At 61.4% G+C, this 12473-nt stretch carries 15 protein-coding genes and 1 pseudogene; 7 read left to right on the top strand and 9 right to left on the bottom strand.

The genetic code is table 11. The annotated features are described in order from the left end of the window. The first annotated feature begins 95 nt into the window (after nucleotides 1-95). Nucleotides 96-1193, top strand: a complete 1098-nt coding sequence (locus ACVWZM_RS33485; protein WP_456855643.1) for an LLM class flavin-dependent oxidoreductase — start codon at nucleotides 96-98, stop codon at nucleotides 1191-1193. Nucleotides 1194-1205: 12 nt separating this feature from the next. Beyond that, entirely contained in the window at nucleotides 1206-2081 is an 876-nt protein-coding gene (locus tag ACVWZM_RS33480; RefSeq protein WP_456855642.1) for a polysaccharide deacetylase family protein, read from the top strand. Between the two features lie 6 nt (nucleotides 2082-2087). Here the strand turns inward: ACVWZM_RS33480 and ACVWZM_RS33475 are convergent, their stop codons facing one another. From ACVWZM_RS33475 to ACVWZM_RS33460, 4 genes and pseudogenes are all read right to left on the bottom strand, one after another. Beyond that, nucleotides 2088-2774: a TetR/AcrR family transcriptional regulator gene (locus ACVWZM_RS33475; RefSeq protein WP_253589734.1), complete on the bottom strand. Its 687-nt coding sequence runs from the start codon at nucleotides 2772-2774 to the stop codon at nucleotides 2088-2090. Next, a complete protein-coding gene (locus tag ACVWZM_RS33470) occupies nucleotides 2771-3325 on the bottom strand; it encodes a flavin reductase family protein (protein ID WP_076834073.1) in 555 nt (184 codons plus the stop codon). Before ACVWZM_RS33470 ends, ACVWZM_RS33475 begins: the two co-directional genes overlap by 4 nt. Nucleotides 3326-3335: 10 nt before the next feature. Further along, nucleotides 3336-4511, bottom strand: coding sequence for an acyl-CoA dehydrogenase family protein (locus ACVWZM_RS33465; protein WP_168856105.1), 1176 nt, complete (start codon nucleotides 4509-4511; stop codon nucleotides 3336-3338). Nucleotides 4512-4918: 407 nt separating this feature from the next. Beyond that, nucleotides 4919-5014 (bottom strand): annotated as a pseudogene (locus ACVWZM_RS33460) (GNAT family N-acetyltransferase); the annotation flags it as partial. An 846-nt stretch (nucleotides 5015-5860) separates the two neighbouring features. Between ACVWZM_RS33460 and ACVWZM_RS33455 the strand changes: the two are divergent. Then, nucleotides 5861-6046, top strand: a complete 186-nt coding sequence (locus ACVWZM_RS33455; protein ID WP_076834277.1) for a hypothetical protein — start codon at nucleotides 5861-5863, stop codon at nucleotides 6044-6046. Nucleotides 6047-6146: 100 nt separating this feature from the next. Here the strand turns inward: ACVWZM_RS33455 and ACVWZM_RS33450 are convergent, their stop codons facing one another. Next, the gene (locus tag ACVWZM_RS33450) at nucleotides 6147-6449 is read right to left on the bottom strand and encodes a hypothetical protein (protein WP_057020638.1); all 303 of its coding nucleotides are present in this window, start codon (nucleotides 6447-6449) and stop codon (nucleotides 6147-6149) included. 213 nt (nucleotides 6450-6662) lie between these two features. On the opposite strand from ACVWZM_RS33450, the gene ACVWZM_RS33445 reads away from it, so the two are divergent. Then, a complete protein-coding gene (locus ACVWZM_RS33445) occupies nucleotides 6663-6923 on the top strand; it encodes a hypothetical protein (protein ID WP_050383887.1) in 261 nt (86 codons plus the stop codon). A gap of 27 nt (nucleotides 6924-6950) precedes the next feature. On the opposite strand, the gene ACVWZM_RS33440 is transcribed toward ACVWZM_RS33445, so the two are convergent. After that, complete coding sequence (locus ACVWZM_RS33440) at nucleotides 6951-7304, bottom strand: phasin (protein WP_016847366.1); 354 nt, start codon at nucleotides 7302-7304, stop codon at nucleotides 6951-6953. Nucleotides 7305-7522: 218 nt separating this feature from the next. On the opposite strand from ACVWZM_RS33440, the gene ACVWZM_RS33435 reads away from it, so the two are divergent. Beyond that, the gene (locus ACVWZM_RS33435; protein ID WP_253589732.1) at nucleotides 7523-7708 is read left to right on the top strand and encodes a hypothetical protein; all 186 of its coding nucleotides are present in this window, start codon (nucleotides 7523-7525) and stop codon (nucleotides 7706-7708) included. Nucleotides 7709-7721: 13 nt separating this feature from the next. Here the strand turns inward: ACVWZM_RS33435 and ACVWZM_RS33430 are convergent, their stop codons facing one another. From ACVWZM_RS33430 to ACVWZM_RS33420, 3 genes are all read right to left on the bottom strand, one after another. Further along, nucleotides 7722-7925 (bottom strand): hypothetical protein, encoded by a 204-nt coding sequence (locus ACVWZM_RS33430; protein WP_076834081.1) that lies wholly within the window; start codon nucleotides 7923-7925, stop codon nucleotides 7722-7724. 143 nt (nucleotides 7926-8068) lie between these two features. Beyond that, nucleotides 8069-9202, bottom strand: a complete 1134-nt coding sequence (locus tag ACVWZM_RS33425; protein WP_456855641.1) for an alpha-hydroxy acid oxidase — start codon at nucleotides 9200-9202, stop codon at nucleotides 8069-8071. A gap of 165 nt (nucleotides 9203-9367) precedes the next feature. Beyond that, the gene (locus ACVWZM_RS33420; protein WP_253589730.1) at nucleotides 9368-10387 is read right to left on the bottom strand and encodes an AraC family transcriptional regulator; all 1020 of its coding nucleotides are present in this window, start codon (nucleotides 10385-10387) and stop codon (nucleotides 9368-9370) included. 63 nt (nucleotides 10388-10450) lie between these two features. Between ACVWZM_RS33420 and ACVWZM_RS33415 the strand changes: the two genes are divergently transcribed. Both ACVWZM_RS33415 and ACVWZM_RS33410 read left to right on the top strand, forming a co-directional pair. After that, nucleotides 10451-11164, top strand: a complete 714-nt coding sequence (locus ACVWZM_RS33415) for a hypothetical protein (RefSeq protein WP_076834087.1) — start codon at nucleotides 10451-10453, stop codon at nucleotides 11162-11164. Next, nucleotides 11164-12456 carry an MFS transporter gene (locus tag ACVWZM_RS33410; RefSeq protein ID WP_168856029.1) on the top strand — a complete coding sequence of 431 codons (1293 nt, stop codon included), beginning with the start codon at nucleotides 11164-11166 and terminating at the stop codon, nucleotides 12454-12456. Before ACVWZM_RS33415 ends, ACVWZM_RS33410 begins: the two co-directional genes overlap by 1 nt. Nucleotides 12457-12473: the final 17 nt, after the last annotated feature.

Genomic DNA, 12473 nt, shown 5'->3' with positions numbered 1-12473 from the left:
ATCGAGTGATTATTTGTGCAGCAAGGGCTTGTCTTCGCCTCGGGAAGGCCGCAGGTTCCTTGCCAACTAAAGTTCAAATCGCGGGGAGGCGGATCATGAAGCTCGGTTTTTTTACGATGCCGATCCATCCTCTCGACAAGGATTGGCGGCAATCGCTCCGGGAGGATCGCGAGGCCTTTCTGCTCGCGGACGAGCTCGGCTTCACCGAGGCGTATGTCGGCGAACACGTCACCGACAAGGCCGAGAACATCACCTCCAGCATCGCCTTCATTGCCTGGCTCGCAGCCGCAACCAAGCAGATCAAGCTCGGAACCGGCACCATCAACATGCCAAACACGCATCCGGCAGCTATCGCAGCGTCCGTCGCCATGCTCGATCACATGCTTGATGGCCGTTTCATCCTTGGAATCAGCCCCGGTGGATTGCTGTCCGACGCGGAGGTTTTCGGCAATCTCGATGCCGACCGCAATGCCATGTTCCTTGAGGCCATCAACCAGGTTCTTGATATCTGGGCTGGTAAACCGCCCTATGATTTGCAGGGCAAATATTGGAACGTCTCGGTCAAACGGACTCTGATCGAGGACATCGGCCAGGGAATCGTCGCTCGCCCCTTGCAGGTCCCTCACCCGCCAATCGTGGTGACCGCGGTTGCGCCATTCTCAAAGGGCGTCACGGAGGCGGCGGCGCGCGGCTGGGATCCGATCTCGGCCAACTTCCTGATGCCGGCCTGGGTGAAGAGTCACTGGCCGAAATATGTCGAGGGTTGTGACCGCGTGAACCGGGCAGCCGAGCCTGCCAATTGGCGTGTCGCCAAGAGCGTGTTCGTGGCAAGGGATGCAGCAACCGCGAAGGCCTATGCCACGTCATCAGACAGTCCGTACGTGTACTATTATCACCAGTTGTTCACGAAGCTGAAGCGCAGTGGCCGGCTTGAGTTGTTCAAGACGCGACGGGATCAACCCGTCGCCGAGGTCACACTGGAATCGATCTGCGACAAATTGATCATCTACGGCACGCCCGAAAGCGTGGCTGACCAGTTGCTGGCGTTCCAGGAAGAGATTGGCACCTTCGGAACCCTGCTTTACGCCGGCAAGGACTGGAAAGATCGCGAGCTTGGCCGTCAATCGATGATCCTGATGGCCGAGAAGGTCCTGCCGCGGATCAATGCCACCGCTGCCGGATCATCGACGTGAAGGAGGTTCGACATGGCCTTTACTGATCGCATTGCGTACCAGGCGCAGGTCGACCGACCGAAACTGACATTACCTGACGGCAAGAAGCTTGCCGTGTGGGTTATCCTCAATGTCGAGGAATGGCGCATCGACAATGCGATGCCACGCACCGTGCTGAGCCCCCCGATGGGCCAGCCCCTGCTGCCCGACGTGCCGAACTGGTCGTGGCATGAATACGGCATGCGCGCCGGCTTCTGGCGGCAGTTCAAAGCTTTGACCGATCGAAAGATACCGGTGACGCTGGCTGCGAACGCCAATGTCTGCAACAGCTATCCGCGTGTGGCGTCGGCGGCGCGCGAGGCGGGATTCGAATTCATGGGACATGGGTTTGTTCAGGGCCCGATGCACAAGGTCGAGAACCAGGCGGACGCAATCAAGCGCGCGGTCGACACGATTGCTGGATTTACCGGCAAGCCGCCGCGATCATGGGAAAGCCCGGGCCTGACCGAAACAGAAGACACGCTCGATCTCCTGCGCCTCAATGGGATCGAATACGTGGCCGATTGGGTGATTGACGATCTCCCCCAGGACATCGCCACGCCGCACGGCACCGTGACGACGATTCCCTATTCGGTCGAGACCAACGACATTGTCATTCACGCGCTGCAACACTTTCCGTCGGAGCAGTTCCTGACGCGCTGCACTGACCAGTTCGATCGGCTGTACCTCGAGGGCGCAGAGAACGCGCGGATCATGGCCATCTCGGTGCATCCCTACATCACGGGCGTGCCGCATCGCATCAAGTACCTGGAGGCCCTGCTCGATTACGTCATCGGCCATGACGGCGTCGCCCTCATGACGGCAAGCGAGATCGGGGATTGGTATCGGGGTCAGATGGCGACAAGGTAGCGCGGCTCAGCCGACGACCTTGACCGGCGCCCGTCGACGATCGGTCGCGCTCTCGGCCATCCTCTCAAATCCCGCGAGGAAGATATCCAGCGCGTCACTGATCATCTGCGCCTTGTCCTCGAGGACAGGCGCTTCGTAGATGTACTTGCGTACGCCATAATAGAAGATGCCACCGTGAAACACCCAGGCCAGCTCGAGTTCTGCGGCGCTGGGCCTGCCTTGCGTCGCGAGGCCGGCGTCGTGGCGGCATTCCCGGAGAATGCGTGTCAGGATCTTGTCCTTGACCATGCCAACATACCACCGATTGATATCGAGGCCCTTCAGGCCGGAGTAGAGATAGATCCGGAGCCATCTTCGGTTGAAAATCGCGTCGGTATAGATCTCGTAAAATTCCTGGAGCCGCACGCGGAGCGGACGTGACCTATCCGAAAGCACCTTCTCCCAGCCGATTTCAAGCGGTTCGAGATATACCTTGCGGTAGACTTCCTTGATGAGATCGTCCTTGCTCGGAAAGTAGCGGTAAAGCAGCGGCTGCGTTACGCCGAGCTTGTGAGCAAGGGCGCGCGTGCCGCCGCCAAATCCCTCCTCCGCAAATAGCTCGGTTGCCTTGGTAACGAATTCACTGCGACGATCGACGGCTGATAGTCGCCTCTGCTTGGCACGAACGCGCTTGACGGGCGTCTTTCGATTCATGATGTCTTGTCACCACCCTCAGCCAAAAACCCGCCAAAACCTCCGCGCGCGAACACCAGCGGATTGTTCCGGTTATAGGCGTAGGCTTCCACCGCGCCCAGGAAAATGACGTGATCCCCGCCATAGTAGCGGTTGGCGGCACGGCACTGGAAATTCGCGACCACATCGGCAAGCACGGGAGCATTCCCGAGGCCCGGCGTCCAGCTCACACCCGCGAACTTGTCACCCGACGATCTGGCAAACTGCACCGCCAGCGCCTGTTGCGACGCGTCTAGAACGTTGACCGTAAAATGGCTGGCATTCTGGAAGATCGGCAGTCCCTGCGAAAACATGCCCAGGCTCCACAACACAAGTGGCGGATTGAGCGACACCGATGCAAAGGAATTACAAGTAATTCCATAGGGCCGTCCTTCAGCCGCCATCGCGGTGACTATCGTCACACCTGTTGCGAACGTACCGAGCGCATTGCGGAAATCACGGGGATCGATCGCCGAACTATCGCTTGCGAGCTCACTGGCGGGATCCAGCGGATGTTTGGGCGAGTCGGACATCCGGCTTACCTCAAAGCGTCAGGTTTTCAGACGGCAGCCCCAGAGCCACCCGCCCGTAATTGGTGCCCGCCGCGTCAAAATTGAACGCGAGATGCGAATTCACCGCGTGCGCGTCGCGGAATTGGCGCTGCAACGCTCCCGAGGTAAACAGGCTGCGTGCGCCGCCCGCCGCAAATAGAAGAGACACCGCCTCGGTGCACAAATTGACCGCGAACGCACCGTCGCGCCGAAGCTTCGTCTTCGCTGCAATGCCCGGGATATCGCCACGCCGGACCTCCGCAAGTGCCTCAACGCAGTTGGTGCGCATGATTAGCCGCGCGGCATCGATCTTCGCCGACGCCTCGGCGATCTTGATCTGTGTGCTTTGCAGGTCCCCGATCTTGGCCCGGTTATATGTCGAAGCGCGGTGTCGCGCGATCTCGACATAGTCATCAAGGCAAGCCTGCGCATTTCCCAAACCAACCCCGGACAACACATAGGGAAACAACGAAAAGACTGGAAGCATGTAGAGCGCATTCGGATTGACGATACTGCCCGGCGTCGCACCTCCCGCAAGATCGCTGACGGCAACGGTCATATGCTCGGGAACGAATGCGTCGGTGACCCGCACGTCGTTCGATCCCGTTCCGCGCAAGCCAGCCGCATTCCAGGTGTCGTCGATGCTGTAGTCCCGCCTGTTCAACAGGAATAGCCGATACTCGACACCGTCGGCCTCATCATCCGAGGCGACCACGCTCGCGAGCATGTTCCATCCGCAGGATTCCACCCCGGACGAAAACGGCCAATGACCACTCAGAACATATCCGCCACTTGCCTTCCTCGCACGACCTGCCGGGAAGACAAAGGAAGACGCGATCAGCGCATCCGGATCCTCTCCCCACACCGCGCTCTGCGCTTCGGGCGCGAACATAGCCAGCATCCAGTGGTGACTTGCAAGGTTGGCAAAATTCCAGGAGACCGAGGCGTCTCCCTGCCCGAGCGCATCGGCGCAGTCGACCAGGGCAACATAGTCGAGCTCGCTGCCTCCGACGCGCTTGGGCTGCAGGATCCGGAAAAGGCCGCTGTCAAGCAAATCCCGCTCGGTCTCCGGCGGCAATCTGCGCAGCTCTTCGGTCCGCGATGCCCGTTCGCGCAATGCCGGAACAAGCGCTTTGGCTCGTGCGACCATGACCGAATAACGATCCATATCCGGGCCTGGCTGTACCTTCGTGTCGAGCCCGCGGCCAACCTCAACCATGGTCTCTTCCTTCGTTCGATCTCCAAGACATTTGCGCGCGCGATCGAGCCGTCAACTCAGTTTATCGATCGATCACCAGAGATCAAGGCGCGCAAGCCTGCATTCCGCGAATTCAGCGCCCAGGATCCACGACTGCCGCCGGGCGCCCATTTGAGGAAACGCTTCCAGCGATGCTTCGTTCGCACTGCAGAGGCCCATTCTAGCATCCCACGCCCAAAATTCGATGCCGGCTACGACCGCGGCTTGCCGAAGGATGTTACCCATGGCCAGAAACGCAAAAAACACCGATCGCCGAAGCCACCGGGCGCTCAACGTCATCGAATTGTTCGCGACAACCCGAACCCACGTCGCAGGATCTAGACGAGCTCCTTCCTCCAATACAGCGTGTGCTGCCATGCCCAGGGCGAGACAGGTTCGAAGAGCCGATATCCTCGCCGGATAAAATCATTGGCCAAGAAGACGGACTCGCTCGGAGCCGTGTCGCAATCCGGATCAGGATCAGGCAACACCGCACGAAAATGCGACCGTGGGAACGTCCGTCTGCTCGCGTTTGGAATGCGGGCGCTCTGAATGAACTGGATGATCTCGGCGCTCATGCAAAGCTCCCACAACCCGATGGCAACCAGATCCCGCGAGCGCGAGCGATATCAGATAGGCGGTCATGCAAACCTCGTTGATCGGCCGTCAGCGCGCGATGCGGCCATGGCATGAATGTGCGGCAGATCGCGCAGCGGGCGGCGATCTTTGGGGCGCGAACCTTAGCCCTGACGAGCGGGGCCGCGGGCGGCGCCGGCTTTCGCCGCGCCGCAGGACCGGCGCGTTCGCGCGCACCAGCCAATTCGTTCTCTTTTCAAGGGGTCCGGACGGCGGCGCGTTTGCGACACTCAGGCGACGGGCTGGGAGGATGTGGCGTTGTCACGGTGCGGTCGCCGTCCGATTGGTGAAACGGCAAAGGAAAAGCCCGCCGCGGATTGCTCCGCGCGGGCTCAACAATTTCTGATTTTCGGATTATGACCCTGAGTTGCCCGACGTGTCAAACCTATTTCGGGCTGAATGCGATCGGTAAAATGCGATGCGTCGGCTTCGATGGTGAGAAACCGCCTTGAGCGAAAGTTTGGGCATTGATCCGGAATCGCAGCGCAGGCCGGTGCCAAGCGCCTATGCTTGCTGCGATGATGTCAGTGTGCCCGACGCGTCAAGCGGACATCTCACAATATTTGGATCGACATCAATGCAGTTTTTGGCCTGCGTCGGTCGAACTGACCCGCGCCGCATTTGATTGCAAGGAGGAAGCGTCGATGTATTTCGTTGCTGCCGTGCTCGCGGTCCTGTCCGGCATGTTCTACGCCGCGGGCCATCATCAGATCGGCTCTCTCGGCGTCACCATGTGCAAGTATGGCGGCATGTTCTGCGACAGCCCGGTGCTGGTTCTCGTTGGTGCAGGATTTGCAGCAGCGTGGGGCATGCTGGTCAGCATTCGCTGATCATCCCGCGACATTCCGACGATGATTTTGTGCCGCTGATTTGCCCGACGGGTCAATTCCCGCGCCCTGCGTCGGGATGTGATCCCACGAACGCCCGCAGCTATTGCGGCGTGCTCGGGTTTGCCGGATGAGCGGGCTTTGGGCCGGGTGGATCAGGCTCGATCGGTGCCTTGGGCTCGGTCGGTATGACCTTTGCGCCAGCGGCTCGCGCCGCCTCGCCGGTCGTTGAGTAGTTAGCCGAAGCGGCCGGCTGCACGTTCGGCTTGTTCCACGGGCCGTGATCCACGATCAGCATGCCGAGCACGCCGAGGATCGCAACCACGGCCGCCACCAACAGCGGTGTGCCACCATGCCGATTTCGATGCTTGACCGAACCGCCATCTGCAATGCCATGCGCCTGCATTGTCATCATCGTCTCCTCCACGGAAACAAGCCGCGACCCGCGCGTAAGTTTCCGGTTCCCCGACGTGAAAGCGAGGCATGTCGGTGGAACCAATCCACCGCTGCGGAATTTCTCCGATATGTGGCCGCCATCGCCGTGCAAAACGTGCGGATAGCAAAGGCGTTGGTCACCTGACGTCGGTCACCTGGCCTTCAATAAATCGCGGCACGGCACATGAGCTCCGAAACACCCGAGTTCCCGCTTCAACCCACACTCGGTGAACGAGCGATCGACACCGCGACGGACGTCTCGCGTACGATCACGGAGGTGTCGGATGGACTCCGAGCCGCCGCCGATCGCCTCAGCGATGCCATCGCGACCTCGCGCCGACCGGGCGGAGCCCTGGCCACCGTGAGTGCGGTCACGCGCGAAGCGCCGCTCGCAAGCCTGTTCGTCGCGTTTCTGCTCGGCGTCGCCGTCGCGCGCCGGCGCTAAAGCGTCGATGGGGCCGCGAACGCCGTCCTAGAACTTGCCCTTCGTCGCGTCCTTGGTCGCCGACATCACGCTACCGCTGATCTGCCGCATGTGTTCGCCGGCATTGGTGAACTGGCTGCGCAGGAATTCCGACTGGATCCGCATCGCCTCCTGCAGATCCGTTGCGTGCACGAGCTTGCGCGCATGCTCGAACGCCGCCTTCATGTTCTGCTCGGTGAACGACAGCGCTTGTTTGGAGATCTCGGTACCGGCGCCCGGCATCGACGTCATCGACTTGCTCGCAGCATCAAAGAACAGGCTGAAGGCCTGTTCGGCCTGGTCGATGGTCTTTTCCGCGAGATCGCGCAACTCGGCGGGAACTTCAAGCTTAGGCTCAATCATGATCGCGCCCCCTGAAATAAGCGTCTGGTGAGGTTAGCATAGATTGTGACGGCGTCAGCGCCGGATCGCGAGCTATAAAGACCCCACCCGCTCCGGCCGATTGAGGAAAAATTACCTAGCCGCGACCGACAGCCGATTCCAATCATGTCAGCACTGTGGCATAGTGATTCGGCTTCTTCGTCGGTCGCGCTCGCGTCTCTGGGGAATAAGGGGATCCGATGCTGCGCGCCGTTCGTCCGACACCGACCTGCACCCGGTTCAAGACCAGTATAGAAATGCCGTGCATGAGGTGCGGCACGCAAATGCGGCTTGCCTTGATCGAGCCGCGCGACCAAGTCTACGACGTGCTGACCTATCAGTGCACGCCTTGCAATTCCGGTGAAAGCTTCCTGAATGCGCGCTAGGCTGCGCGCCTGTTCAATCGCTCAGCACGGCGGCTCCCGCCTCCGTCAGCCCGGGCTCGTCGTCATGCAGTTCGACGAGACCGAGCTCAGCGAGGGTGTGCAGATCCTCGTCGCTGACCGGTGACAATTTGAGCCTGCCGGCCTGAATATCCCGCAAGGTCCAGCGCAAGCCGATCGCGCGCTCGAGTGAAAATTCCGCGAATGGATTATCTGCCATCCGCCTCGACTAGTGCGGCATTTGGATCAGACTTTGTCGTTGCCGCGGCGGCTTCATGGACACCACAGATAGATCACCGCTGGCGCGATCGAGGCGCACAATGCCTCGACCGCGCCAACGCTTCATACATTGCCCGCAGCGGCTCAGTAGCGGTAGGGATCGATATCGAGAAGCGGGAATGCACTGAACACGCTCGGCAGATTGGTCGGCATCGCCGGATGAAGGTAGGATTTGTCCAATTCGGCAAAGCTGGTGACGCCGAGCAGACCGAGGCAGCGGATCACCTCGTCCTCCAGCAGTTCAAGCATCCGGACAATGCCGGCCTCACCGGCCGCGGCGAGCGCCCAGCACTGCAACCGGCCGATGCCGACAAGATCAGCGCCCGAAATGATAGCCTTCACAATATCGGTGCCGCGGCAGAACGAGCCGTCGACCATGATCTTGGCACGGCCGGCGACCGCCTGAACGATCTCGGGCAGGACATGCATGGACCCACGGCCATGGTCGAGCTGTCGGCCGCCATGATTTGAGACGTAAATCCAGTCGACCCCGTGGTCGAGGGCGATCTTGGCGTCTTCGGCGGTGGCGATCCCCTTGAGGATAAGTGGAATCTTGAACTTGTCCTTGATCAGCTTCACCGTCCGCCATTCCAGCCCCTTCTGGAAATCGCCGCCGGTGGCGCGGATGCGGCTCTCGCGGACATAGCGCTTGGCTATATCGCGCTCGCGCCGGCTGTAATGGGCAGTGTCCACCGTGAGGCAGAACGCGGCATAACCGTTGTCGATGCTGCGGCTGACCACATCCTCGACAAAGGCATCGTCGCCACGCACATAGAGCTGGAAGATGCGAAGCGCATCCGGTGCCGCGCTGGCGGTGTCCTCCAGCCCGGGCTCGGAAACCGAACTCAGCATGTGCGCCGCGCCGAACGTTCCCGCTCCACGCGCGACGGCCGCGCCCGCATCCGGATCGAAGATCTCGAGCGCGCCGACCGGGGCGATCATCACGGGAAGCCGGAGCTTGCGTCCGAATACCGCGGTAGAAGGATCGACGTGGATGACGTTGCGCAGGACGCGCGGCCGGAACGCGATCTCGTCGAGCGCCATTCTGTTGCGGCGCATCGTGGTCTCGGTCTCCGAGGCGCCGACGATGTAGTCCCAGGCGTTCTGATTCAGCTTGGCGCGGGCCTTTCGCGCGAATTCGTGCAGGTTCTGGAATTCCTCGCCGCTGGCGCCGAGTTCGACATTGCGCGCCTGTCGAATGGGGGTCCCGTCATTCATGGTGTTTCTTCTCCCGATTTGGCCGGCACATTAGCCGCAGACAAACCGGAAAAGCTACCACCTTGCGCCACGAATCCGGCCAGCGAAGGCCAGCTATTCGCTCGTGAGATAGATCGGTTCTCGACGCGACGCGGTTCGTATCCAGACGACCTCGCCCGAGGCGAGCTAGCTGCCCGAAAACCGGTTTCGGTACTCGGTCGGCGATACGCCGAGGTGGCGCAGGAAGGCCCGCCGCATTCGCTCGTCATCGCCAAATCCCGCGCGCTTGGCGACCTCGACCACGCCGCCGATCTGGCGGCTTTCGAGCAGCAAGCGCGCCGTCTCCACCCGCAGCGCCTCGACGCCGCTTGCGGGTGTCATGCCGGTGCGGCTGACATAGGTCCGGGCAAAGGTGCGTGGCGACATCCCCGCCTTTTCCGCGAGAGTTTCGACCTTGAGGTCGCTCGTGATGTTCTCGATGATCCAGGCGTGCAGCGCGCTGAAGCGTCCCTCGACGTCCGATGCCTGGGCGGCAAGGACGGTGGAGAACTGGCTCTGACCGCCCGGCCGTTTCAGAAACACCACAAGTCTGCGCGCAACATCGAGCGCGATGGTGTGACCGAAATCCTCCTCGATCATGGCGAGTGCCAGATCGATGCCGGCGCTGACCCCGGCCGATGACCAGACCCGTCCGTCCTTGACGAAGATCGCGTTGGGCTCAACCCGGATATTGGGAAAGCTATCCTGCAGACGGGGACAATAACGCCAGTGCGTTGCCGCCCGCTTGCCGTCCAGAATCCCGGTCCAGGCCAGCGCAAACGCGCCAAGACAAACCGACGCGATACGGCGCGCCTTGGGCAGCGCCTCCGCGATCCAGTTCATCAACTTCGCGTCGTTGCGGATCTTCCAGATGCCGGGTCCGCCGGGGATCACCAGCGTGTCGACCTCGGCGGGCGCAATACTGTCGATCGGCGCCGTGTCGATCATCATGCCGACATCGGTCGGCACCAACCCGCCGGAGGTCGACAGGTAGGACAGCGAGTAGTCCGGTCCCGGCAGCTCGATTGCTTCCAGTTCTGCAAACACCTGCGCCGGTCCCGAGATGTCGAGCAAGGTCACACCCGGAAAGGCAACGATCGCGATCCGCCGCGTCGCTTTCTTGTCGCGCGGCTCAGGCCGGGGCGCTTTGGCAGTTTTCGAGGGCATATTGTCCTTTAAGCCATTCGAGGCTGCCCTGTATAGCTCGCAATGGAATTCTGGAGTTCTGCCATGCCGCGAAATCTGGGCAGCGGATACGAGGCGATCAAATCGCCTTGGACGGATTACGCGATCTACAGTCTACCCGATGCCTCCCGGGTCGAAGCCTGCGACCGTCAGCCGCTGATGGACGCCATGAACGGCATCATTGCCGTCAACTGGCAGGCCACCGAGCCGCACTGGACAACAACCTCCTCGCCCTTCGACAAGAAGTATAGCCTGATCCTTGTCTACGATCGGTCTGGCCTCATTGCCTTCTCGGTCTATCGCATCCTGCAGATGTCGGCCGGACTTGGAATCTATCGCAGCGGCACGGAAGTGCTCCCGGCGCACCAAGGCCGCGGCTTCTACGGCTTCTTCACATCGGAAGTCCTGAAATGCTCCGGCGCTGCCGCGAGAGCCGAGGGCAACGTGCTCTACGGCTGGCGAACCCGCAACCCGATCGTCTGGGCAGCGAACGCTAAGATTTGCGAAAAAGTGACTCCATCTTTGCTCGACGATACGCAGGATCTCGCCCTGCAGGCGGCCTGTATCGAAATGTGCACCTCGCTCTATCCGGGCAAGCCGCTCGAACTGCCCGACATGATCATGCGTGGCGCTTACGGCCACATTAAGCACCATCGGCAGGCCTATCATGGCACCGCGTCGCTGGTCGATGCCGCGATGTCGCGGAAGATTCCGAATTCAGCGGATGCCCTTTTCTCGGTGGGTTACGCGAGGGTGTGATGTCGATGCTCGGACAACAAGCTGTTTATGCCCCGACGTCGCGCTTCACCGATCGCGCCTATCTCGCGTGGACGGCGGTGGCCATCGCCTACGCCATCGCCTTCCTGCAGCGCGTATCGCCGCAGTCGGTCAGCCTCAGCTTCATGCACGACTTCAACACCGACGCGGCCGGCGTTGCGATGCTCGCCTCAAGCTACTTCTGGGGCTACACCTTGATGCAGATTCCGGCAGGCCTTCTGGTCGACCGTTACGGCGTCAAGCGCGTCGTTCTCGTCAGCATGATCGCCTCCTCGCTCGGCAGCGCCGCGTTCGCGCTAGCACCGAACCTGCTCGACGTTTTTGTTGCGCGCCTGATCGTCGCCTGCGGCGATGCGCTGGTCTTCACCGCACTCCTGAAGCTCGTGGCACAGAGCTTCGCGGATGAGCGGTTCGGCATGATGTCGGGCATCTCGCAGGTCTCGGGCTATGTCGGGGGCGTGATCGCGACCACGCCGCTTGCAGCCGCGGTCTCAGGGTTCGGCTGGCGGGCCTGCTTCCTGTTCATCGCCTGCATTGGCCTCGCCAACCTGGCTTTCGCCAAGCTCGCGCTCAAGCCCGATCCGGCCTCGCACAGCAACAAGACGCTGAAGGGCGTGGTGATCGCCGCGCGGCAATCGCTGGCCCATGTCGCGAACTGGGGTTGCGCAATGACGTTTGCGTCGCATTTCGCGGTGGTGACGACGCTGTCGGGCGTCTGGGGCATTCCGATGGTCGCGCACTTCTTCCATATCTCCCCGACAGCCGCCGGCACGCCCCTGCTCGCCTTCATGATCGGCAATGCGCTCGGCTCGATCTTCCTGGGTCACGCCGCCGATCGCGCCGCGGCGGCGCTCGATCGCGCGCTGATCGGCATTTGCGTGCTGCGCATGCTGCTGATCGCGATGTTGCTGCCGCCGATCGCCCAGACATTTGGACTCGCCTACGTCACCGTCGCGTTCACTGCCTTGGGGCTCGTCGCCGGGGGCACCGTCCCGCTGGTGCTGAAATGCGTCAAGAAGCTCTACACCGCCGATCTGATCGGTGTGGGCGCATCCGTGAACACCACAGCCGCCGGAATTTTCGCCGGCATCTCGCAGCCCATCATCGGCTTCGCGATGCTCGCCGCCAGCAACGCCTCGGGGACCGACGCCGTACACAACACGGCCGCGATCGGCGACGGCGGCTACAGCGCGTTGATTGTCATTCTGCTTCTCATGTCGCTGCCGGGCATTGCCGGGCCGCTCTTGATGAGAAGCAAGTTGATAGCTCGTTAGTGTCGTTATGAGCGTAG

Source organism: Bradyrhizobium sp. USDA 4501 (assembly GCF_054062115.1).
Note: the sequence above shows the minus strand (reverse complement) of the source record. Positions and strands in the feature narration are given on the sequence as shown.